General features: G+C 64.5%; 21 protein-coding genes. 14 read left to right on the forward strand and 7 right to left on the reverse strand.

Annotated elements, in window-relative coordinates; translation table 11 throughout:
* The first annotated feature begins 8 nt into the window (after positions 1-8).
* From ligA to CK220_RS16345, 4 genes are all read left to right on the forward strand, one after another.
* On the forward strand, positions 9-2,216 hold the full coding sequence (gene ligA / locus CK220_RS16330) for an NAD-dependent DNA ligase LigA (protein ID WP_095812523.1): 2,208 nt from the start codon (positions 9-11) through the stop codon (positions 2,214-2,216).
* Positions 2,216-2,902 carry a TIGR02453 family protein gene (locus CK220_RS16335; protein WP_095812524.1) on the forward strand — a complete coding sequence of 229 codons (687 nt, stop codon included), beginning with the start codon at positions 2,216-2,218 and terminating at the stop codon, positions 2,900-2,902. Before ligA ends, CK220_RS16335 begins: the two co-directional genes overlap by 1 nt.
* A gap of 107 nt (positions 2,903-3,009) precedes the next feature.
* Complete coding sequence (locus CK220_RS16340; protein ID WP_095812525.1) at positions 3,010-3,738, forward strand: AzlC family ABC transporter permease; 729 nt, start codon at positions 3,010-3,012, stop codon at positions 3,736-3,738.
* Positions 3,735-4,031, forward strand: coding sequence for an AzlD family protein (locus tag CK220_RS16345; protein ID WP_095812526.1), 297 nt, complete (start codon positions 3,735-3,737; stop codon positions 4,029-4,031). The genes CK220_RS16340 and CK220_RS16345 overlap by 4 nt, the downstream gene beginning before the upstream one ends.
* A 3-nt stretch (positions 4,032-4,034) precedes the next feature.
* On the opposite strand, the gene CK220_RS16350 is transcribed toward CK220_RS16345, so the two are convergent.
* The 3 genes from CK220_RS16350 to CK220_RS16360 all read right to left on the reverse strand — a co-directional run bounded on the left by CK220_RS16350 (position 4,035) and on the right by CK220_RS16360 (position 7,615).
* Positions 4,035-5,879, reverse strand: coding sequence for an aminopeptidase P family protein (locus CK220_RS16350; protein WP_095812527.1), 1,845 nt, complete (start codon positions 5,877-5,879; stop codon positions 4,035-4,037).
* Between the two features lie 200 nt (positions 5,880-6,079).
* The gene (locus tag CK220_RS16355) at positions 6,080-6,952 is read right to left on the reverse strand and encodes a 50S ribosomal protein L11 methyltransferase (RefSeq protein WP_095812528.1); all 873 of its coding nucleotides are present in this window, start codon (positions 6,950-6,952) and stop codon (positions 6,080-6,082) included.
* Between the two features lie 78 nt (positions 6,953-7,030).
* Positions 7,031-7,615 (reverse strand): SCO family protein, encoded by a 585-nt coding sequence (locus tag CK220_RS16360; protein ID WP_095812529.1) that lies wholly within the window; start codon positions 7,613-7,615, stop codon positions 7,031-7,033.
* A 239-nt stretch (positions 7,616-7,854) separates the two neighbouring features.
* Between CK220_RS16360 and CK220_RS16365 the strand changes: the two genes are divergently transcribed.
* The 3 genes from CK220_RS16365 to CK220_RS16375 all read left to right on the forward strand — a co-directional run bounded on the left by CK220_RS16365 (position 7,855) and on the right by CK220_RS16375 (position 9,832).
* On the forward strand, positions 7,855-8,340 hold the full coding sequence (locus tag CK220_RS16365; protein ID WP_095812530.1) for a CreA family protein: 486 nt from the start codon (positions 7,855-7,857) through the stop codon (positions 8,338-8,340).
* A 68-nt stretch (positions 8,341-8,408) separates the two neighbouring features.
* The gene (locus CK220_RS16370; RefSeq protein ID WP_095812531.1) at positions 8,409-9,050 is read left to right on the forward strand and encodes a DapH/DapD/GlmU-related protein; all 642 of its coding nucleotides are present in this window, start codon (positions 8,409-8,411) and stop codon (positions 9,048-9,050) included.
* Between the two features lie 266 nt (positions 9,051-9,316).
* Positions 9,317-9,832, forward strand: coding sequence for a low affinity iron permease family protein (locus CK220_RS16375; RefSeq protein ID WP_176479111.1), 516 nt, complete (start codon positions 9,317-9,319; stop codon positions 9,830-9,832).
* Here CK220_RS16375 and CK220_RS16380 read toward each other — a convergent pair.
* A complete protein-coding gene (locus CK220_RS16380; RefSeq protein ID WP_095812532.1) occupies positions 9,819-10,685 on the reverse strand; it encodes an SDR family NAD(P)-dependent oxidoreductase in 867 nt (288 codons plus the stop codon). The genes CK220_RS16375 and CK220_RS16380 overlap by 14 nt on opposite strands.
* A 173-nt stretch (positions 10,686-10,858) precedes the next feature.
* Here CK220_RS16380 and CK220_RS16385 point away from each other — a divergent pair, with 173 nt between their 5' ends.
* The gene (locus CK220_RS16385; RefSeq protein WP_095812533.1) at positions 10,859-11,140 is read left to right on the forward strand and encodes a hypothetical protein; all 282 of its coding nucleotides are present in this window, start codon (positions 10,859-10,861) and stop codon (positions 11,138-11,140) included.
* A gap of 7 nt (positions 11,141-11,147) precedes the next feature.
* Here CK220_RS16385 and CK220_RS16390 read toward each other — a convergent pair whose 3' ends face one another.
* Positions 11,148-11,723 (reverse strand): TMEM175 family protein, encoded by a 576-nt coding sequence (locus CK220_RS16390; protein ID WP_095812534.1) that lies wholly within the window; start codon positions 11,721-11,723, stop codon positions 11,148-11,150.
* Positions 11,724-11,862: 139 nt separating this feature from the next.
* Here CK220_RS16390 and CK220_RS16395 point away from each other — a divergent pair, with 139 nt between their 5' ends.
* Entirely contained in the window at positions 11,863-13,071 is a 1,209-nt protein-coding gene (locus CK220_RS16395) for an MFS transporter (protein WP_095812535.1), read from the forward strand.
* Between the two features lie 229 nt (positions 13,072-13,300).
* Here the strand turns inward: CK220_RS16395 and CK220_RS16400 are convergent, their stop codons facing one another.
* Together CK220_RS16400 and CK220_RS16405 are read right to left on the reverse strand one after the other, a co-directional pair.
* On the reverse strand, positions 13,301-14,782 hold the full coding sequence (locus CK220_RS16400) for an esterase-like activity of phytase family protein (RefSeq protein ID WP_095812536.1): 1,482 nt from the start codon (positions 14,780-14,782) through the stop codon (positions 13,301-13,303).
* Between the two features lie 123 nt (positions 14,783-14,905).
* A complete protein-coding gene (locus CK220_RS16405) occupies positions 14,906-15,931 on the reverse strand; it encodes a LacI family DNA-binding transcriptional regulator (protein WP_095812537.1) in 1,026 nt (341 codons plus the stop codon).
* Between the two features lie 207 nt (positions 15,932-16,138).
* Between CK220_RS16405 and CK220_RS16410 the strand changes: the two genes are divergently transcribed.
* The 5 genes from CK220_RS16410 (at position 16,139) to CK220_RS16430 (ending at position 21,113) form a co-directional block, all read left to right on the forward strand.
* Positions 16,139-17,167: a Gfo/Idh/MocA family oxidoreductase gene (locus CK220_RS16410; protein WP_095812538.1), complete on the forward strand. Its 1,029-nt coding sequence runs from the start codon at positions 16,139-16,141 to the stop codon at positions 17,165-17,167.
* Complete coding sequence (locus tag CK220_RS16415) at positions 17,164-18,072, forward strand: sugar phosphate isomerase/epimerase (RefSeq protein WP_095812539.1); 909 nt, start codon at positions 17,164-17,166, stop codon at positions 18,070-18,072. Before CK220_RS16410 ends, CK220_RS16415 begins: the two co-directional genes overlap by 4 nt.
* A gap of 92 nt (positions 18,073-18,164) precedes the next feature.
* A complete protein-coding gene (locus tag CK220_RS16420) occupies positions 18,165-19,178 on the forward strand; it encodes a substrate-binding domain-containing protein (protein ID WP_095812540.1) in 1,014 nt (337 codons plus the stop codon).
* Between the two features lie 82 nt (positions 19,179-19,260).
* Positions 19,261-20,058, forward strand: a complete 798-nt coding sequence (locus tag CK220_RS16425) for an ATP-binding cassette domain-containing protein (RefSeq protein ID WP_095812652.1) — start codon at positions 19,261-19,263, stop codon at positions 20,056-20,058.
* Positions 20,055-21,113, forward strand: coding sequence for an ABC transporter permease (locus CK220_RS16430; RefSeq protein ID WP_095812541.1), 1,059 nt, complete (start codon positions 20,055-20,057; stop codon positions 21,111-21,113). Before CK220_RS16425 ends, CK220_RS16430 begins: the two co-directional genes overlap by 4 nt.
* Positions 21,114-21,144: the final 31 nt, after the last annotated feature.

Consider the following 21,144-nt stretch of genomic DNA (forward strand, 5'->3'; position numbering starts at 1 on the left):
CGCGCTTCATGTCGGAAAAACCAGTCGATTCGCTGAGCCAAAGCGAGGCCGCGGAGGAGCTGAAGCGGCTGGCGGCAGAGATCGCCGAGCACGACCGGCGCTACCATACCGAGGATGCGCCGACGATCTCGGACGCCGAATACGACGCATTGGCACTGCGCAACCTTGCCATCGAGGGGCGCTTTCCCGATCTCGTTCGCGAGGACTCGCCGTCGCGCCGGGTCGGCGCGCCGCCGGCGGAAGGCTTTGCCAAGGTGCGCCACGCTGTGCCGATGCTGAGCCTCGCCAAGGCCTATACCGACCAGGACGTCGCCGATTTCATCGAGCGTGGGCGGCGCTTCTTCGACCGCGACAAGGACCTCGGCATCGCCTTCACGGCGGAGCCGAAGATCGACGGGCTGTCGGCATCGCTGCGCTATGAGAACGGCATCTTCGTGCAGGGCGCGACACGCGGCGACGGCGCGGTCGGCGAGGACATCACCGCCAATCTCAAGACCATCGCCGACATCCCGAAGAAGTTGCAGGGCTCGGGCTGGCCGGAGGTCATCGAAATCCGCGGCGAGGTCTACATGACCTACGCGGAGTTCGAGGCGTTGAAGCGGCGCTCGGCGGCGATCGGCGGACAGGATTATGTCAATCCGCGCAACACGGCCGCCGGGTCGCTGCGCCAGAAGGATCCAGCCGTCACCGCCAGCCGCAATCTGAAATTCTTCGCCTATGCCTGGGGCTACACGACGGCGGATCCCGCTCCGACCCAGTACGATTCCGTGCAAAAATTCAAGGAATGGGGGTTCAAGGTCAGTCCGCTGATGGTGCGGGCGAAGTCGATCGACGAACTCATCGCGCACTACCATCGGATAGAGGAGCAGCGTTCTTCGCTCGGCTACGACATCGACGGCGTTGTCTACAAGGTCGACCAGCTCGAGCTGCAGCGCCGCTGGGGTTTTGTGACCGGCGAGCCGCGCTGGGCAGTCGCCCACAAATTCCCGGCCGAACAGGCGATGACGACGGTCGAGAAGATCGACATCCAGGTCGGCCGCACCGGCACGCTGGCGCCTGTGGCACGGCTGGCGCCGGTGACGGTCGGCGGCGTGGTGGTGGAAAACGTCACGCTGCACAATGAAGATTACATCAAGGGTTTTGACAGCAACGGGCAGCCGATCCGCGACGGCATCGACGTTCGCATCGGCGACACGGTGGTGATCCAGCGGGCAGGGGACGTCATCCCGCAGATCGTCAGGGTCGTCATTGACAAGCGGCCGGCCGATGCGGTGCCATATGAGTTCCCGCACATCTGCCCGGTCTGCGGCTCGCCGGCGACGCGCGAGATCAATGAGAAGACCGGCAAGGAGGATTCGCGGCGCCGCTGCACCGGCGAGCTGATCTGCGCAGCGCAGGCGGTGGAGGGGCTGCGCCACTTCGTGTCGCGCGGTGCGCTCGATATCGAGGGCCTCGGCGCCGAAAACATCGACCTCTTCTTCAATGCCGGGCTGGTCAAGACCGCCGCCGACATCTTCACGCTGAAGGACCGCCGGCCGGCCGTCACCAAGGCGCTGGCGGGGCGGCGCGAGGAGCAGGCGAGACTGCGCGAGGCCGCATCGGGCAGGACGCGCAAGAATGTGCGCAGCGTCGAAGAGCGCAACTACGAAGGCCTCGACAAGCTGTTTGCGGCCATCGACGCGCGCCGCGAGCCGGAGCTCGACCGCTTCATCTTCGCGCTTGGCATCCGCCATATCGGCGAGACGACGGCGGCGGTGCTTGCCCGCCAGTTCTCGACCATCGAGGAACTGATCCGCGTCGGCAAGGAGACGGCGAAGGCGGAGGATCCGCATGACGTGTTCCCGTCGATCAACGGCATCGGCGACACCGTGATCAACGCCTTGCGCGACTTCTTCGGCAATGAGCGCAATGACGACGTGCTCGATGCGCTGCTCGCGCAAGTCCATCCCAAGCCCTATGTGGTCGAGATCTCGGCCGGCAGCGAAGTTTCCGGCAAGACGGTGGTGTTCACCGGCACGCTGGAAAAGATGACGCGCTCCGAGGCCAAGGCGATGGCAGAGCGCCTGGGGGCGAAGGTCGCCGGCTCGGTTTCGGCCAAGACCGATCTGGTGGTGGCGGGTCCGGGCGCCGGCTCCAAGCTCAAGGCTGCGAGCGATCTCGGCATCGAGGTGATCGACGAGGACACCTGGCTGCAGCGCATCGGCAGGGGCGGCTGATGGCCGGAGCGTTCAAGGGTTTTGGCGAGAAGGCCATTCCGTTCCTCAAGGCGCTCGACTTCCACCAGAGCCGCGAATGGTTCCAGGAAAACCGCGGCCTCTACGAGAGTGAGCTGCACGAGCCGTTCTGCGATCTCGTCGAGTCGCTCAGCGAGCATTTCGCGGCGGCGGGGCTTGGCCTGCGCGGCGACCGCAAGAAGTCGCTGTTCCGCATCAATCGCGACGTGCGCTTCTCCAAGGACAAGCGCCCCTACAACCGGCATCTGTCGGCAATCCTGTCGCCCGACGGCACCAAGATGGAGCAGGGCGTATTCTATGTGCATATCGGGCTTGAGCGCTGCTTTGCCGGCGTCGCCTGGTGGCAACCGGGACCGGAACTGCTGCAGGCGATGCGCAAGGCGATCGTGACGAAGCCGGCCGCCTTCCGCGCCATGGTTTCAGCGCTGAAACAAACAGGACTGGAGCTGGACAGGGAAGATTGCCTGAAGCGCGCCCCGCGCGGTTTCGAGGACGTCAGCGAACCCGATCTCGCGCAAGCCGTCCGCAACCGCCATTTCGTGGTGCGGCATCATATTGATCCCGAAACCATCCACGTGGCGGCGCTGGTTGACGATCTCGTCGGCTTCAGCTTGCGCGCCAAGCCGCTGCTCGATTGGGGCAGGGCAATCCAAGGCACGGCTGCCTGAGCCGCTCGAGCGCCCGGCAATCAGTTCCGCTGATCGTCGGCTCAAGCGAATTGGTGTGACAAGCGGGGCGACGCTCCCTACATCAAGCCGCTCAAGGGAGCAGTTGGATGACGGCGGAAGCAATCTCCGAAAGCCGTGCGAGGAGCGATTTCTGGGACGGCGTGCGGCTGTCGATGCCGGTCGTCGTCGCCTCCGCGCCGTTCGCGATCCTGTTCGGCGCGATAGCCGTCGACAACGGCTTTTCGGTTCTGGAAGCATTCCTCATGAGCGCGCTGATCTTCGGCGGCGCCAGCCAGATGGTCGGCATCGAATTGTTCGGCCAGCACGTCGCGCCCTGGCTGGTCGTGCTCTCGATCTTCGCGGTGAATTTCCGTCACGTGCTCTATTCCGCCGGCATCGGCCGGCGCATCGCGCATTGGCCGGTGCTGCAGCAGGCGCTCGGCTATTTCATCCTGACCGATCCGCAATATGCCGTGGCCGAGGCGCGCGCGGCCTCCGGCCAATCGGTCAGGTTCGTCTGGTATCTGGGGCTCGGCCTGCCGGTCTATGTGTTCTGGGTGGCCGAAAGCGCGCTCGGCGCTGTGTTCGGCAAGATGATCCCGAACACCCATGCGCTTGGCATCGATTTCCTGCTGCCGATCTATTTCCTCGGCCTGGTTCTCGGCTTCCGCAAGCGGCCGCTGTGGCTGCCGGTGGTCGTCGCCAGCGCGTTCGCCTCGATCGTCGCCTATCAGACCGTCGGCTCGCCCTGGCATGTCTCGATCGGCGCCATTGCCGGCGTGCTTCTGGCGGTCATCCTGCCGCCGCATCACAGCGGCGTGGGGAAGCGCACATGAGCACGACCTTCTGGATCATCCTCGCCGGCGCCGTCGCCACCTATCTCACCCGCGTCGGCGGCCATCTCGTCATCTCGCGCTTCCAGACCGTCCACCCGCGCGTCGAGGCCGGCCTCAACGCCGTGCCGGCCGCTGTGCTGACGACGCTTGTGGCACCTGCCGCGCTCGGCGCCGGACCGGCCGAATGGGCAGCGCTGATCGTCACCGCGCTGATGTCGCTGCGCGGCGGCCTGATGGCGATGTTTCTGGCCGGTGCCGCGGTGCTGATTCTGGCCAGGCAGTTCGTCGGGTAGAAATCAGATCTTGGCGTCGTGAGGCAGCGGCGCCGTGGCTTTCTCCAGCCAGGCCAGCGTCTCACCGTCCACCATCGGACCGATCTCGGCCAGAACGCGCGCGTGATACTGGTCGAGCCAGTGCAGCTCGTCGCGGGTCAGCAGGTCGCTGCGGATCAGGCGCTTGTCGATCGGCGCCAGCGTCAGCGTCTCGAAGCCGTGCATGGCGATGTCGCCGCCGTCGACCTGTTCGGCAGGCGTGACCAGGATCAGGTTCTCGATGCGGATGCCGTAGGAGCCTTCCTTGTAGTAGCCTGGCTCGTTGGACAGCATCATGCCGGCAAGCAGTTTTTCGGTGCCGGTGCGGGCGATGCGTTGCGGCCCCTCATGCACGGCGAGGTAAGAGCCGACGCCATGGCCGGTGCCGTGGGCGAAGTCGCAGCCATGCTTCCACAGCGCCACGCGGGCGACGGCATCGATTTCCGAACCGCGCGTGCCGGCCGGAAAGCGCAGCGTCGAGATGCCGATCATGCCCTTCAGCACCAGCGTGAAGCGCTCCCGCATCTCCGCGGTCGGCTGGCCGATCGGCACGGTGCGGGTGATGTCGGTGGTGCCGTCCTGGTATTGTCCGCCGGAATCGAGCAGGAACAGTTCGCCGCTTTGGAGCTTGCGGCTGGTGGCGCGGGAGACGCGGTAATGCATGATGGCGCCGTTCGGGCCGGCGCCGGAAATCGTGTCGAAGGCGACGTCGCGCAGCGGCATCTGCGTTTCCTCGCCGGTCTGCCGGCGCACCTCTTCGAGTTTGGTCACGACGTCGATTTCGTCGAGCGTGTCCGGCTGCTGCCGATCCAGCCAGCAGAGCAGCTTCGCAACCGCGGCGCCGTCGCGGCGGTGCGCGGCGCGGCTGCCGGCGACCTCGGCCTGGTTCTTGGTGGCGCGCGGAATGCGGGCGGGATCTGGCGCAGAGACAACGGTGCCGCCATTGCCCTCGACCAGCATCTTGAGCTTTTCCGCCGCCAGCACAGGATCAAGCGCGATTTTGGCGCCGCCCTTGGCAAGCTCCGCGACGGCCGCCTCGAACGCGCCCGGATCGTGCAGATCGGCAAGCTGCGTCAGATAGGCCGCGACCTGGCGCGAAAATTTGCGCTCGTCCATGAAGAGCTGGTGATTGCCGTCGGCAGCAAGAATGGCGAAGCCGAGCGCCAGCGGCGTATGCGCCACGTCGCCGCCACGAATGTTGAAGGCCCAGGCTATTGAAGAGGGGTCGGTGAGCACGGCGTGCGTCGCGCCCTCCTTTTCGATCGCGCCCGCCAGCCGCGCCAGCTTGTCCTTGGCAAGCTCGCCGGCGAAGGCGATCGGGTGGAGCTCCACTGGTGCCCGCGGCGGCTCGGGCTGATCTTCCCAGATGATATCGATCGGGTTCTTGTCGAGCGGCACCAGTGTCGCGCCGGACTGCTCGGCCGACGCTTTCAACGCCTTGATCTCACTGAGCGTGTGCAGCCACGGGTCGAAGCCGAGGCTGGCTCCCCTGCCGAGATTGTCCTTGATCCATGAGGCTGGCGGATTGTCGATGAGGCTCTCGACGGTGAAGATCGAAAGATCGACCTCGCCCCGCACCTGAAGCATGTAGCGGCCGTCAACGAAGATGAAGGCACGGTCGCGCAGGATGATGGCGATGCCGGCTGAGCCGGAAAAGCCGGTCAGCCATTTCAGCCGGGCCGAGCGGTCGGCGACATATTCGCCCTGGTGCTCGTCGGCGCGCGGCACCATGAAGCCGTCCAGCCCGTTCTCGGCCAGCCATTGGCGCAGCATCGCCACGCGCGGCTTGCCGACAGCCGGATCGCCGGCGGAATCAAAGGTCTGGAACATTGTGCCGCATCTCCTCGAATGGCGGCGCATGACCCCGAAAATCGGAATCGATTTTCGGAAAGGATCATGCGCGAAATCAAAGTGCTACAGCGTCCTTTGCGCATCCCAAGGGGACGCGCGGCGCTGTAGTGGCGACCGTAGCGCAAGGTCTTCGAAACCGGAATCGATTTCGACAGGGCCAGTTTTGAGCGGTCCGATTTTCAGCGCTTGAGGTGGATAGTCACCCAGCCCTCGCGGTGCAAGGTGCGGACGTGGCGGAAGCTCTGGCCGACATAGGCCGAGATCACCGCATCGCGCTGCCGGTCGAGGATGCCGGAGAGCACCAGCGAGCCGCCGAGCCTGATGTGCCTGGCCATCTCGGGCGCCAACCGCATCAGCGGCCGAGCCAGTATATTGGCGACGATCAGGTCGAAGGGCGCGCGCCTGGCGAAGATCGGATGGTGGAAGCCGGGCGCCGTCACCGTCTCGACAAGTGCCTTCACGTGGTTCAGTCGCGCATTGGCCGCGGCAACCCTGACCGCCACCGGATCGATGTCGGTTGCCAGCACCGGGATGTGCGCGAGCTTGGCCAGCGCTATCGCCAGCACGGCACTGCCGGTGCCGAGGTCGAGCGCGTTGCCGGGGCGTTCGCGCAGCACCACCTGTTCCAGTATTTCGAGGCAGCCGGCCGTGGTGCCGTGATGGCCAGTGCCGAAGGCAAGACCCGCCTCGATCTCAATGGCGAGGTCACCGCTGCGGCGCTTGTCGCGATCATGCGCGCCGTGGACAAAGAAACGCCCGGCGCGGACCGGCTTCAATCCTTCGAGCGAGCGCGCAACCCAGTCGATGTCGGGGAGCGCCTCGCGCTCGACCTGCTTCGGCAGGGCGAGGTCCGCGAGTATGCCGTTGATCCGGGCTTCGACGGCATCGACATCGCCATCGGCATAGAGCGACAATTCGTGGATATCATTGGCCTCGTCGACCTCCAGCACGGCAAGCGGCAGGCCTTCGTCCTCGAAGGCGGCATCAAGAGCCGCGAAGATGCGGTCGGCGTCGGCCTTGCCCGCGGTGAAATGGAACCTGGTCTGCCCCATCAGGGCGACTCATGTTTGAGCGTGATCATTTCCGAGAAACCGGTTCCACTTCTTGCTACGCAAACCTTCGGTTCGTGATCACGCCTGGCCGCCTGCTGCGAGCCGCTTCAGCTTCGCAACAGCCGTGTCGGCGCTTTCGCCATAGGCGATGGTGCCGGCGAACTCGCCCTTGGCGTTGAGGAGCAGCACGGAGGCCGTGTGGTCCATCGTGTAATCGCCGTCGCCGGTGTCGACCTTCTTCCAATAGATGCCGAAGGCCTTGGCCATGGCATGCACCTTGTCCGGATCGCCGGTGATGCCGGTGATGCGGTCGGAAAAGTTGCCGACGTAGGAATTGATGATCTGCGGCGTGTCCCGCTCCGGGTCGACCGTGACGAAGTAGGCGTTGAGGTTCTTGCCGCTGTCGCCCATCGTCTTCAGCCAGCCGGCCATTTCGAACAGCGTTGTCGGGCAGACTTCCGGACAATGGGTGAAGCCGAAGAAGACGACGCTTGGGTGACCCCGGAACGCGGCCTCGGTGATCGGCGCGTTCTTCTGGTCGATCAGTGTGAACGGGGCGCCGTAGGGCTGGCCGCCATAATGGCCGCGATACCAGTCGAAAGTGAGCCAGCCGATGCCCGCCGCCATCAGGACGAGAATGCCGACCAGAATTGAGCGCATCATCAGAAACAATCCGTCGTGATCGTCGCGGCCCGGCGGATCCCGCGCGAGCCTGTTTCGGCGACAGTCTTAACGGTTTGGCGGCGCGCGCGCAAAGAGGTCGCGTTGCCGCAACCATGAGACCTGCCGCCTCTCTGCGACCTGCACCAGGCCTGGCGCCGCTAGCAACACCGAACGGCTTGCAAATGCCATGGTCGTATCCCACCTGACATCGGCTAAAAGCAAACCCCGAGGAGGCTCCCTTGCGAAAACTGATCGGCTTGATTGCCGCGTGCCTGGCCCTCAGCGCCGGCAACGCGGTGGCGGACGAGGTCGGCAAGGTCGGCGTCGACTGGGTCGGCAACGACATCATGATCGACGCGATCAAGGATCCGAAGGTCGACGGCGTCACCTGCCACGTCGCCTATTTCGATCGCAGCGTCATCGACCGCCTGCACAAGGGCAACTGGTTCGAGGACCCGTCGGACTCGTCGATCTCATGCCGCCAGACCGGGCCGATCAGCATCGGCGACATCGACATGAGCGAGGGCGGCGAAGAGGTGTTCAAGCAGGGCCTCAGCCTGATCTGGAAGAAACAGGTGGTGAACCGCATCTACGACAAGAAGAACGAGACGCTGATCTATCTCTCGCATTCGCGCCAGGTGCAGAACGGCTCGGCGAAGATGTCGGTGACGACCGTGCCGCTCTATGGCCAGAACGTCGTGTGGACCAAGGGCAAGCCGCAATAGGCTCCGATCGGCCAAGCGGACGATTGGTCCCGCTTGCGGGGCTAATCGCTCGGGCGTAAAGCCGCGCTATGGACCGTCCTGAACATCTCGTCGCGAAGGATTCCGAGCCGCGCATTCATCCGACCGCGGAGCTGAAGGGGTGCAAGCTTGGCCGCTATGCATCGATCGGCGAGCGGGTGATCCTCCGCGACGTGACGGTCGGCGATTTTTCCTATTTCGAGCGTCATTCGGAAGCGATCTACACGACGATCGGCAAGTTCTGCTCCATCGCCGCCAACAGCCGCATCAACGCGCTCGAGCATCCGATCGAGCGGTTGACGCAGCACAAGGTGAGCTACCGGCCAAACGAATATTTCCGCTGGCTTGGCGTCGACGCGGCATTTCGAGAGCGGCGGCAGGCAGAGCCGGTCAGCATCGGGCACGATGTCTGGATCGGCCATGGCGCCGTCATCATGCCAGGCATCACGATCGGCAATGGTGCCGTCATCGGTGCCAACGCGGTGGTGACGCGCGACGTGCCGCCTTACACTATCGTCGCCGGCGTTCCGGCCAAACCCTTGCGTCAGCGCTTTGCCGCCGACGTCGCGGCGCGCATTGAAGACCTCGCCTGGTGGGACTGGACGCCGGAAAAGCTCGCCAAGGCGATCCCGGACATGCAGTCGTTGCCCATCGAGGTCTTCCTCGATCGTTGGGAAAACGCCGCGACCTGAGCGCCCGTGAAGTGGCGCCCTTCCGCGATGCGGGGGTGGCGCAGCGGAAGGGGCCGGAGGTAAACCGCCGTGAGGCGGGACGAGCAGGCTTTCGACCTGCACCGCACTATAGAAAACAACACATAGTATGGTTTTCCGTCGTCATGCGCCTTTCGCGTGTATGCGATTGCAGACGCGTGCAAGCGGAAAATTGGACCGGCGGGAACCGGAGAGCCGGCGCCTTGTTTCTCTCGAAATGCCGCGCTCTTGCGCTTTGTGAGGATTGGATGATCGAAAAGCTTTTCACCAAGGTTGCCAATTGGGTGGCTCACCTGGCCGGTATGCCGTTGACTTTTGCCATCTGCGTTCTGATCGTAGTGGTCTGGGCGGCGACCGGGCCGTTTTTCGGCTTCTCGGATACCTGGCAACTGGTGATCAACACGGGGACCACCATCATCACCTTCCTGATGGTGTTCCTGATCCAGAACACGCAGAACCGCGATGGCGCCGCAATCCAGACCAAGCTCGACGAGTTGATTCGCGTCAGCGAGGCCCACAACCACTTCATCGGCATCGAGCATCTGACGGAATCGGAGGTCGAGGAGATCCGCGCCAAATGCGAAGCGGCGGCAAAACGGCACGACCGCAAGATCGCCGAAACAGCGGTCAAAAAGGCTGTGACGATGAAAAACGGTTCCGGGCGCCACCGCAAGATCGCTGAGGCGGCCGCAAAGAAAACCGTGCCAGGGAAGGCAGGTACCAAGAAGAAGGCGCCGCCTGAACGGCCTGTCAGCGGTTCATAAAGGCGGCGAAAGCGTCCTTGTGATCCGGATGCCAGCGCGACAAAGCGGGGCGGTTTTCGATGATGTCGCCGATCGCCCAAGCCATGCGCTTTTCATCCATGGGACGAGCGACCTCGTTGTCCGGGCAAAGGATGTAGAAGTCGTCCTGCTTGAGCGATGCCAGCATGAAGTCGATCACCTGCTCGCCCGTCCAGGCGCCGGCCGGCTTTTCCGTCGCGCCCTCGGTCAGGCCGGTATAGGTGAAGCCGGGGATCAGCAAATGCGCGGAAACCTTTGCTCCAGGCTCGTTGCGCAGCGTATGCGCCAGGCCCTCGGTGAAGGTCTTCACGCCCGCCTTGGAGACGTTGTAGGCGAGATTGCCGGGCGGCGTGGTGATGCCTTGCTTGGATCCGGTGTTGATGATCAGGCCGGGCTTGTCCGCTGCCAGCATGCGCGGCGCGAAGGCCTCGACGCCATGCACGACGCCCCAGAAGTTGATGTCCAGAAGCCGCTTCCAGGCATCACGGTTTTCCCACGGCTTGCCGGGATTGTTGCCGACGCCGGCATTGTTCATCAGCACCGAAACCGCACCGAATGCACCGTCGGTGAGTTCCGCGAGCCGGTCGACTTCCTCGGCTTTGGAGACATCAGTGGTGATAGGGAGAACGGCATCATCCCCGGCAATGGCGGCAACCGCCTGCCGGGCCTGGTCGAGGCGCACGCCGCCTATGTCTGCAAGCACGGTCTTCATGCCCATGGCCGCGAAGCGCTTCGCCGCGGCAAGGCCTATGCCGCTGGCGGCGCCGGTGATGACGGCGACATTGCCGGAGGTGAAAGCGGGCAGGGCGGTCTGAATTTCGGCGTCGCTGGTCATGGTTGATGTCCTTGTTCCGGGTCGAGCCGAACTTAACGCCGGTCAGGGCCGAGACAAGCCTTGATCGCCGCAATGATTGACCGCGATAGCGGCAATGGATTGACCGCGATAGCGGCAATGGGTTGACCGCAGCAGCTTGCCCCGCGCATGCTGCCAAAAAAAGGAGTTCGGCATTGACCGACTGGATCGGAATCCTGAAGGAGCAGACCGCCACCGGCGAGCAGATGGGCCGGGATGTGCCGAAGATGCTCGCCAACCCCGATATCAGCGAGACGCAGGTCAAGACACTGTTCTCGGCACTGGAGCAACAGGCGGATTTCGCAGAGAAGCTGCGCCTGGCGCTGGAGAAGTTCGGCCATGACTTTCCCGTCATCAAGGCCGCGGAGCGGCTGGAAGAGCGCTATGCCGACCTTGCCGCCTCGGCGGCCGAAAAACTGAAGGCGATGCGGCAGTAAAAACCCGCTATTTTTCCACGAGCCGCTCGAACCGCTTGTCCGGCGTAAACCAGATGATCGCCACCAGGACGTAGATCGCCACGCTGATCCACTGGCTGAGCAAGGTCAGCAGCACGGCGGCAATATAGAGCGCCAGCGAAATCTTGCCCTTGCGGTCATGGCCCACGGCTCTGGCGAAGGTGGTGTCGGAACCGTGCAGGTGGCGAAGCTTGAAGACCAGGATGGTATAGGCAATGGCGCAAAGCGCCAGGTCGATGCCGTAGACGGCGACCGGCACCGGGGCGAAGTGGTTCTCGCCCATGAAGGCGGTCGTCACCGGCATCAGCGACAGCCAGAACAGGAGGTTGAGGTTGGCCCACAGCACCCGGCCATCGACGCGCTGCACGGTATGGAACATGTTGTGCAGATTGTTCCAGTAGATGCCGACATTGATGAAGGACAACACATAGCAGAAGAAGATCGGCCATAGCGGAGCCAGCGCTGCAAGGTCCTCGCCGTGCGGCACTTTCAACTCCAGCACCATGATCGTGATGATGATGGCGACAACGCCATCGGTGAAGGCTTCGACCCGGCCCTTGCCCATGGTTCTTCCCTCGTCGTTTGACGAACGTTACGGGAGGATTTCGCGCGAGGCCATACTGCCATAATTGTCAGGAGAGCGTTCGGCATTCGGAACAGCCGCAATTACGTGGACGTTGGGCTTGCAACCAGCGGAGGTCGCGATGGCCAGCTACACTCAAACTATCACGCGCGACAACGAACTTGGCGGCGGTGTCGCAAGGGCCACGGTTGCCGCCATGATCGCTGCACTGTTTGCCGGCAGCACGGCTCTGACGCCACTCTATGTGATCTACAAACAGGCCTTCGGGTTTTCGCAGATCACCCTGACATTGGTCTATGCCGTCTATGTGGTGGGAAATTTGGCCGCACTTCTGTTTTTCGGCCGATTGTCGGATGTCATCGGTCGCCGTCCGGCAGCCATGGCGGCGATGGGCGTCGCCGTGGTCAGCGCGCTGCTTTTCCTCTTGGCTGAAAACCTGGCGTGGCTCGACATCGCCCGCATCCTCAGCGGGCTCGGCATCGGGATCGGCGCGGGAACCGGGACCGCTTGGCTCGCTGAGCTGATCGAAGGCGAGGACAAGTCACGCGCCGCTGTCATCGCCACCAGCACCAATTTCGTCGGTCTCGGGGTCGGCGCACTGATATCGGGATTGCTCGCCCAATACGCGCCTTGGCCGCTCAGGCTGACATTCGCCGTCTATCTGGTCCTGCTTGCGCTGATCACTCTGCTGATCTGGCGTACACAAGAAACAGTTTCCAGGCCTGGACGACTTTCGGATGTCTCGATGCGGCCGCGGCTTTCGGTCCCCGACAAAATTCGCCCGCAATTCGTGGCGCCGGCGGTTACCGGCTTCGGCGCCATGGCACTGGTCGGTTTCTATGCCGCGCTTGCGCCAAGCATTCTGGCACAGGAGCTCCATGCGACGAACCACGCCGAGGCCGGCGCGCTGTTCTTCGAGCTGGCGATCGTGGCAGCGGCGGCGATCCTGGCGACGGCGCGCCTGTCCAGTCGCTTCACGATGCTTGCCGCGCTAGTTCTGATGATCCCGACCGTGGCGCTGATCGTCGCGGCGCAGGCCTTCGCCTCCATGACGATGATGATTGTTGCCACGGCGTTCTGCGGCGTGGCGGCGGCGCTCGGCTATCGCGGCGGCCTGCAGGTGGTGAACCAGATCGCGCCGGGCGACCGACGCGCCGAAGTGGTCTCGGCCTTCTTCATCTGCTGCTTCTGCGGCAATGCGCTGCCGGTCATCGGCATCGGCGTGCTGTCCAGTTGGACGAGCGCGGCCGTGGCAAGCCTGGCCTTCGCCGGCATGATCACGATCTTCTCGCTGGTGGCGCTGGGGTTCGGCGCCAAATACGCGCGATAAATTCACCCGTTCGGTGTCTCGACGGCAAGATTGGTGCGCCGGCGCGGCACGCCGAGGCCGGTGTCCGGCGGCTCGCCTGCAGCCGGACGGTGTCGCCCGTCCGCCGCCGGCGAGCGTGTTGTCTTCCATGGCGGGCACCGAAGATAAATCAGGCCCGCGATCGCAGGCCTGATGCTTTATGCGTCCGTTCGGGCTGCGCCGGAGGCCTGGGCATCCGCCCAAGGCGCAACTAGTTTGCGGCGAGACTGTTCCCCGACAGGCCGGGCAGGGTAACCTGATAGACCAGAAAGGTGGTGTCGACATCGGCGCCGTCCTCGGCCTTGTACGGCGCACCGACCTGGAAGCCGTCCTGGGTGAGAAAATCGTTGTCGTTGGCGACGAACAGGAAATAGTCGTCGGGCAGCTTCGGGTCCAGCACGCTCACCAGCGACATCGCCTCCCACTTCTCCGAGAGGTTGTTCCTGTCGTTCGGCGCGCCGTTGTGCAGGCCGAAGCGGCCGAGTTCGCCCTTGTCGTTGATGTCGATGAAGGCGGTGAGCTTGGCCGGCGTCACCGACGGATCGAGCACGCCCTTCGGCGCGACCGGCTTGTCGGCGGCGTCGAACGGGCCGTTGGCGATATCGGTGGCGGCGGAAAGGTCGACAATCTCGATCTTGCGGTAGACCGACTCGGCGTCCTTCAGCCCCTGGCCGTTGCCGCTGTCGCGTGCCAGCATCAGAAAGTTCTTGTCCGACAGCGCCACGATCTCGCTCTGCGCGGCCACCTTGGTCTTGCCCTTGGCGTCCTTGAACACCGGCAGCGGCACGACATATTCGTGCGCCAGCTTGAGGTGGGCGAGGTCGGAGGCGTCATAGACCAGCGCGCGGGTGTTCATGCGGGTCGACCCGGAATCGCCGCCATCCTGGCGCGGCGCCGACTGCAGCACGGCGATCAGGAACTTGCCGTCCGGCGTCATCGACATGCCTTCGAGGCCCTGATTGTTCTGGCGACCGGTCTCGGGATCCTTCGGATCGGGCTCGGCCGCACCCGGGCCGGGATTGTCGGAAGCGAAGTTCGGCTTGCCATGGCGCATCGGCACCAGAGCCGCCGGCGGCTGGGTCGCCGACATCAGGCGGCCATCGGACGAAAAGCGATAGATGTTGGGACCATATTCGTCGGAAATGAACATTGTGCCGTCGGGCAGGCGCACGATGGCCTCGTCATCCAGCGAAAGCTTGCCATTGTCGGCCTGCGGCAGGATCGGCATGTCGCCGGCAGCGGGGCGCACGCCGTTGAGCGGGTCGAGGCCGGTTGCGTCGGCGCTCTTGTCGTCGGTCAAGAGCATGGTGTCGGCGAGCGTCGCCTTGACGCCCGACTGTTCCTGGCCGGCGGCGGGCGCGGCGCCCGGAGCGGTCGGGGTCAGCTCGATTGCAATGGTGTTCAAGCGAGGCCGGTAGTCGGTGGTGCCGGCGACGTTGTAGCCGCGGTCCGGCAGCAGCCAAAGCGAGCCTTTGTAGCCGACGCCGTCACGCGCCCAGCTCTTGGTGTCGATCGCCATGCCGGAGCCCGAACCGAAGGTCTCGCCGAACTTGTCCTTCTGGCTGGCGGGGATGCGGCCGACCCCGACAAGCCCCTTGTTGGCATAGGTGACGCCCTCGGCGAGCGCAGGGCTGAAAACGGTGAACAGGGCGAGTGCCGCGCCAATCGCGACGGTTTGGTTGAGGCGCTTCATGGATATTCCCCTCGTGACGAGCAGAGCCGGAATGGCGTCACATCGGGTCTAGGGCGCGAACATGATACTTGCGTGACAGGGTGGCGTACTTGCCGTCTCCCACACGCAAGGAAGGGGTGTGCCTCAATCGCTCTCGCGCGCGACGAGCTCCAGCGGCCAGACTTCGCGGATGGTGCGTGGCCCCTCCGGACCGGCATGGGCGGGAAGCGAGGCCAGCAGCATCTCGGCCAAACGCCGGCCCATCGGACCGAGCGCCGGGCGGAAGCCGGTCAGCGCCGGCGAGAAATAGCGGCAGAGCGGGGTGTCGACGATGACGATCACCGCCATGTCGTGACCGGGCCTGATGCCCATTTCGGCCAGCGCCTTGCAGCCGCCGAGGGCCATGGCGTCGTTATTGAAGATGATCGCGGTCGGCCGGTCCTTGGAGAGCATCACGCGCGGCGTCACCTGGTAGCCGCCGGCCTCGTTGATGAAGCCATCGGCAATTAGTCCGGGATCCACCTCGATGCCGTGCCGCCGCAAGGCCTTGCGGTATCCGTCGAGGAACAGATAGCCGAAATTGAGGTTGAGCGACGGCCGGATGGCGGCGATGCGGCGGTGACCGCGCGCGACCAGCCGGTCGACGGCGTCGCTGCCTGCTTTCTCGAAATCGAGGTCAAGCGAGGGGTAGGCCTTGCCGCCCGAGCGGCTGCGGCCGAGCGTGGCGAAAGGAAAGCCTCTCTCGGTCAGGTAATCGATGCGCTCGTCGTCGCGTCGCGTCCAGGCCAGCACGACCGCGTCGGCCCGGCGCGTCTCGACAACGCGGCGCAGGCGTTCCTGCTGATAGTCGCCGGGCGCGCCCATGACCACGATCAGGTCGAGATCGCTTTCCGCGAGCCTCTCCTGCAAGCCGCTCAGGAACGGAATGAAGAACGGTTCGCCATATTGCTGGTCGCCGGGATGCGGCTGAAGCATGAAGGCGATCGAACGGGTGGCGCCCTGCCTGAGGCTCCGGCCGGACTGATTGGGCGAATAATTCAGCTTCCTGGCCGCGTCGAGCACGCGCTGGCGTGTCTCGGCATTGACGTCGGCGCGGCCGTTCAATGCGCGTGAGACGGTGCCGATCGAAATATTCAGGTGACGTGCAAGGTCGTGGATGCTGGACGCCAAAGACAGTTCTCCCCCGCCTTGGCTAGCACCGGCTGCCGCTGAGGCCAAGGCTTCGGGACGATTTTCGCAGGCAGCCGGTTGACATTCTATCGCATCGGGTGTGTTGTCGTAAACGTTTACGGGAAAACGTTTACGGTCACGCCGTGGATGCCGTGGCGATCGGTCTGGAGGGACCGGTCTGGAGGGACCGGTCGGGAGGAGCGCTGGATGATGAATGTCGTCCTGGTCGGATGCGGAGCCATGAGCAGGCACTGGCTCGACGCCGCGACGCGGATCGACGGGCTTGCCATTGTCGGCCTTGTCGACCTCGATGCCGAGCGGGCGAAGGCGAAGGCGCTTGAGTACGAGCTCTCAAGCGCCGTCATCGGCACCAGCCTCGATGCCGTTCTCGACCAGACCCGGCCCGATGCCGTGTTCGATGTGGTGGTCCCCGCCGCCCGGCGCGAGGTCGCGCTTTCGGCCTTTGCCTATAATTGCCATCTGCTCACCGAAAAGCCGCTCGCCGACAGCCCAGAAAATGCGCGCGCCATCATCGAAGCGGCGCGCCGGGCAGGACGCGTCCATGCCGTCGTGCAAAATCGGCGCTATGTCGCCAATGTCCGGCGGATCAGGCGCTTCCTGGAATCCGGCGCGATCGGTCGGCCGACCAGCATCCATGCCGATTTCTTCGTCGCGCCGCATTTCGGCGGCTTTCGTGAAGAGATGGCCCATGTGCTGCTGCTCGACATGGCGATCCATACTTTCGATGCCGCCCGTTATATGGTCGGCGGCGAGCCGGCCAGCGTCTATTGCCAGGAATGGGAGCCGGCCAATTCCTGGTACCGGCAAGGATCTTCGGCCAGCGCCGTGTTCGATCTGGGCGGCAAGGTGTTCACCTATGCCGGCTCCTGGTGCGCCGACGGCTTCCGCACCAGCTGGGAAAGCGCATGGCGCATCGTCGCCGAGCGCGGCAGCATCACATGGGACGGCCACGATGCGCTGAAGGCGGAGGTGGTTGTGTCGGGCCGCGAGGGCCTGTTCGACAAGACCGCGCCCATCGAAGTGCCGGCCCTCGATCCCACCGACCGCGTCGACGGTCATCTCGGCATCATCAAGGATTTCATGCGCGCGATCGAGACCGGCACCGAGCCGGAGACGCGCGGCAGCGACAACATCAAGAGCCTGGCCATGGTTTTCGCCGCGATCGAGAGCGCCGAGACGGGCCGCCGCGTGACGATCGCACAGGAAACCCAATGATGCCCAACCCGCTTCTCGACATCAGGATCGGCACCATGGTGCGGGCCAATCTCGACGATCCGGCCGCCTACATAAAGCAGATCCTGCCGCTCGGCTTCGAGAGCATCCAGCCCTTCTTCTGGCAGACGCTCGGCGGCAAGGACCTGCCGCGGCTCGCCGGTCAAATAAGCGAGGCGATCGGTGACGCCGACGTCACCGTGTCGTCGATCGGCGTGTTCGGCAATCCGCTGGAGAACGGCGATGTCGATCGTGGCGTGCTCGCCGCCTGGGAGACCGTCATCGACAATGCGCATCTGTTCGGCACGTCGACGGTTAGCGGGTTCACCGGCCGCATCCGCGGCAAACCGCTGACCGACAGCCTGCCGGGTTTCCGCGAGGTCTGGGGGTCGCTGGCCAGGCGCGCCGCCGACAAGGGCGTGCGCATCGCCTTCGAGAATTGCGCCATGGACGGCAACTGGGCGAGCGGCGATTGGAACATCGCCCACAATCCCGATGCCTGGGAGCTGATGTTCAACGAGTTGCCAAACGACAATCTCGGCCTCGAATGGGAGCCCTGCCACCAGCTCGTCTATCTGATCGACCCGATCCCGCAGATCCGCAAATGGGCGCCGCGCATCTTCCATGTTCACGGCAAGGACGCGACCGTGCGCTGGGACGTGATCCGCGAGCACGGCGTGTTCGGCCGGCTGCCATTCGTGCAGATGCGCAGCCCCGGCTTCGGCGACAGCGACTGGACGCGGGTGATCAGCGAATTGCGGCTGGCGGGCTACAAGGGCACCATCGACATCGAAGGCTGGCACGACCCGGTCTATCGCGGCGACCTCGAGATGACCGGTCAGGTGCGGGCGCTCGAATATCTGAAGCAGTGCAGGGGAGGAGCCAGCTACCTGCCCAATCCGGTGTGAGGACCGGCCGGCGGGAGGAGCCGGCCACCAAGACTACGGCCGAAGCAATCGTCGAAACCCTCCGTCGGGAGGGACAAAAGGGAGGAACGTGCATGAGCATCATGACGAGAAGGACTGTTCTGCGCTCGACCGTCGTGGCGGCTGCCGCGGCGCTCTGCGCCTCGATCTCCACCTTGCCGGCGCAGGCGCTTGATGCCCAATGGTGCAAGGATGTCCATATCCGCTTCTTCGTCGGCGGCGCCGAGGGCGACGCCTTCGGCACCATCGTCTACAATGGCGCCAAGCAGGCGGCCGCCGATCTCGGACCGAAGGTCGACTACATCTTCTCCGGCTGGGACGTCGAAAAGATGGTGCAGCAACTGCGCGAAGCGGTGGCGGTCAAGCCCAAAGGCATTGCCATGATGGGCCATCCCGGCGACGCCGCGATCATGCCTTTAGCCGAACAGGCGCATAAGGATGGCATCAAGATGATGTACCAGAACGTGCCGGTGCCGAAAGTGGTGGCGGCGTTCGGCGGCGGCTATGTCGGCGCGCAGCAGGAAGAGCAGGGCCGCGCGCTCGGCGCCGAGGCGTTCAAGCTCGCCAAGCTCAAGGCCGGCGACAAGGCGATCATGATCGGCCCGTTCGAGAACGAGAATCGCGGCGCGCGCGAGCGCGGCACGGTCGCGGCGCTGAAGGAGGCGGGTGTCGAGGTGATCCAGCTCTCCTCGCCGCCGAGCGGCGAATGGGCGTCCGATCCGAACCTTGCCATTCCGGTGATCACGGCGGCGCTGCTCAACCACCCCGACGTCAAGGCGGTCGGCTATCCCGGCGGACAGATGCTCGGCAATGTCGCCACCTACATGCAGGCGGCAGGGCGCAAGCCCGGCGACATCTTCAACTTCGGCTTCGATACCAGCCCGCAGATCGTCGAGGCTTTCAAGGGCGGCTGGGTGCAGCTGACGGCCGACCAGCAGCCTTTCCTCCAGGGCTATCTGCCGATCTTGAGCCTGTGCCAGCAAGTTGTGCTGGGTCTTGCGCCGATGAATGTCGACACCGGCGCCGGCTTCGTCACGCCGCAGAATTACGAGATCGTCGCCGAGCTGGCCAAGCAGGCGCTGCGTTGACCTCCCAGGTGGTCGGCCGGGGTTGGGCCCGGCCGGCCGGATCGCCGGCAGCGGCAGATACACAGTTGGAAGCGAGGATCGCATGGGCGAACGCATCATCGAACTGCGCGACATCAAGAAATCCTACGGCCAGGTTTATGCGCTGGGCGGCGTCAACCTCAGCGTCGATCGCGGCGAGGTGGTCGGCTTGATCGGCGACAACGGCGCCGGCAAGTCGACGCTGATCAAGATCCTGTCCGGCGTGGTCAAGCCGACCAGCGGCGACATCCTCGTGCGCGGCAAGCCGGTCACCGGATGGAGCGCGGCCCGCTCGCGCGACGCCGGCATCGAGACGGTGTTCCAGGACCGGGCTCTCGCCGTGCAGCAGACGATCGTGCGCAACATCTTCATGGGCCGCGAGCTGACCGGCTTTCTCGGCTGGCTGAAGGTCGGCAAGGAGATCGAGGAAGCAAGCCGGCTGATGCGCGAGATCGGCTTCACCTCGAAAGTGTTCACGCCGCACTCCATCGTCGGCCAGCTTTCGGGCGGCGAGCGTCAGGGCGTGGCGATTGCGCGCGCCATCTACAAGCAGGCGGAGCTGATCATCCTCGACGAGCCGACGACGGCGCTGTCGCTGACCGAAACCGCCAAGGTGTTCCATTTCGTGCGCCAGGTGCGGGCGAGCGGCCGGTCGATCCTGTTCATCGGCCACAACATCCATCATGTCTTCGACATCGCCGACCGCTTCGTGGTGCTCGACCGCGGCAAGGTGGCGCTGACGGCGGACCGCACCGAGATCAAGTCGGCCGATGATCTCATCAACTTCATGGAAGAGATCGCGCATCCCGGCGGCCTGCCGGGGCTGCACGAGGCGGGCGGAGCGGAGCAGAGAGCGCGATGAGCAAAGCCATGGAACCCGATCTGCAAACGCCTCTGGGAAGGGCAAGCGGCCCGACAGCCAAGGAATCAGGCAAGGAGTGGAGCCATCCTTCCGATCACTGGCTGCGCGGCTTCGTCCTCGACAACCGCGCATCGCTCGGCACACTTGCCGTGTTCATCGTCATGATGGCGATCTTCATGATCGCCAACCCGACCGTCTTCACCACCTGGTATCTTTACAGTTCGGTGCTGACGACGCTTCCCGTGGCGCTGTTCGTGGTCGTGCCGCTGGTCTTCGTCGTCACCTGCGGCGAGATCGACCTGTCGTTTCCCGCGACCATGGGGTTCGCCTCATGGGTCTTCGCGATCGTTGTGCAGGCCGGCTACGATCCCTTCCTCGGCATTGCGGCCGCGCTTCTCACGGGCACGCTGCTTGGCTTCCTGGTCGGATCGCTGGTGGTCTATGGCGGCCTGTCGTCGCTGATTGCCACGCTCGGCATGAACTTCCTGCTGCGCGGGCTGATCCAGATCATCAACGAGGGCAAGTCGACGGCGCTGACCAATCTGGCCGACAGCTCGGCTTACGCGATCTTCTCCAGCCAGCTCTGGGGCATCCCAGTGCAAATCTTCTGGGCGATCGCCTTCGTCGTGTTTTCGGCGCTGCTCTACAACCGCCACCGCTTCGGCGCCCAGGTGAAGGTGGTCGGCGACAACCCGGACAGCGCCAAGCAGATGGGCATCGACGTCCAGCGCGTCAGGGTCAAGGTGTTCGTCTTCACCGGCATCGGGGCGGCGATCGCCGGCACCTTCTCGGTGATGATCAACTTCACCTGGTGGCCGACGGCAGGCGACGGCTATCTCTTACCGGTGCTGGCGTCGGTGTTCGTCGGCGGCACGCCGACCTGGGGCGGCATCGGTACCGTGGCCGGCGGCGCGATCGGCGCGGTCACCGTGTCGTTCATCCAGACCGGCGTCGTCGCGGCGGGTTTGAGCGGCTTCTACGTCCAGTTCTTCAACGGGCTGATCATCATCCTGTCGCTGCTCGGCCACAAATGGAACCAGGCGCGGTATCGCTGAGCGGCTGCGGTTTTCGGGCGGCAATCCGGGC

The organism is Mesorhizobium sp. WSM3860 (assembly GCF_002294995.1).
GTDB lineage: Bacteria > Pseudomonadota > Alphaproteobacteria > Rhizobiales > Rhizobiaceae > Mesorhizobium.

What these genes read in the sequence shown, in the direction of transcription:
- ligA (WP_095812523.1), top strand. Translation starts at nt 9, where the DNA reads ATGTCGGAAAAACCAGTCGATTCGCTGAGCCAAAGCGAGGCCGCGGAG.
- CK220_RS16335 (WP_095812524.1), top strand. Translation starts at nt 2,216, where the DNA reads ATGGCCGGAGCGTTCAAGGGTTTTGGCGAGAAGGCCATTCCGTTCCTC.
- CK220_RS16340 (WP_095812525.1), top strand. Translation starts at nt 3,010, where the DNA reads ATGACGGCGGAAGCAATCTCCGAAAGCCGTGCGAGGAGCGATTTCTGG.
- CK220_RS16345 (WP_095812526.1), top strand. Translation starts at nt 3,735, where the DNA reads ATGAGCACGACCTTCTGGATCATCCTCGCCGGCGCCGTCGCCACCTAT.
- CK220_RS16350 (WP_095812527.1), bottom strand. Translation starts at nt 5,879, where the DNA reads ATGTTCCAGACCTTTGATTCCGCCGGCGATCCGGCTGTCGGCAAGCCG.
- CK220_RS16355 (WP_095812528.1), bottom strand. Translation starts at nt 6,952, where the DNA reads ATGGGGCAGACCAGGTTCCATTTCACCGCGGGCAAGGCCGACGCCGAC.
- CK220_RS16360 (WP_095812529.1), bottom strand. Translation starts at nt 7,615, where the DNA reads ATGATGCGCTCAATTCTGGTCGGCATTCTCGTCCTGATGGCGGCGGGC.
- CK220_RS16370 (WP_095812531.1), top strand. Translation starts at nt 8,409, where the DNA reads ATGGACCGTCCTGAACATCTCGTCGCGAAGGATTCCGAGCCGCGCATT.
- CK220_RS16375 (WP_176479111.1), top strand. Translation starts at nt 9,317, where the DNA reads ATGATCGAAAAGCTTTTCACCAAGGTTGCCAATTGGGTGGCTCACCTG.
- CK220_RS16380 (WP_095812532.1), bottom strand. Translation starts at nt 10,685, where the DNA reads ATGACCAGCGACGCCGAAATTCAGACCGCCCTGCCCGCTTTCACCTCC.
- CK220_RS16390 (WP_095812534.1), bottom strand. Translation starts at nt 11,723, where the DNA reads ATGGGCAAGGGCCGGGTCGAAGCCTTCACCGATGGCGTTGTCGCCATC.
- CK220_RS16395 (WP_095812535.1), top strand. Translation starts at nt 11,863, where the DNA reads ATGGCCAGCTACACTCAAACTATCACGCGCGACAACGAACTTGGCGGC.
- CK220_RS16400 (WP_095812536.1), bottom strand. Translation starts at nt 14,782, where the DNA reads ATGAAGCGCCTCAACCAAACCGTCGCGATTGGCGCGGCACTCGCCCTG.
- CK220_RS16410 (WP_095812538.1), top strand. Translation starts at nt 16,139, where the DNA reads ATGATGAATGTCGTCCTGGTCGGATGCGGAGCCATGAGCAGGCACTGG.
- CK220_RS16415 (WP_095812539.1), top strand. Translation starts at nt 17,164, where the DNA reads ATGATGCCCAACCCGCTTCTCGACATCAGGATCGGCACCATGGTGCGG.
- CK220_RS16420 (WP_095812540.1), top strand. Translation starts at nt 18,165, where the DNA reads ATGAGCATCATGACGAGAAGGACTGTTCTGCGCTCGACCGTCGTGGCG.
- CK220_RS16425 (WP_095812652.1), top strand. Translation starts at nt 19,261, where the DNA reads ATGGGCGAACGCATCATCGAACTGCGCGACATCAAGAAATCCTACGGC.
- CK220_RS16430 (WP_095812541.1), top strand. Translation starts at nt 20,055, where the DNA reads ATGAGCAAAGCCATGGAACCCGATCTGCAAACGCCTCTGGGAAGGGCA.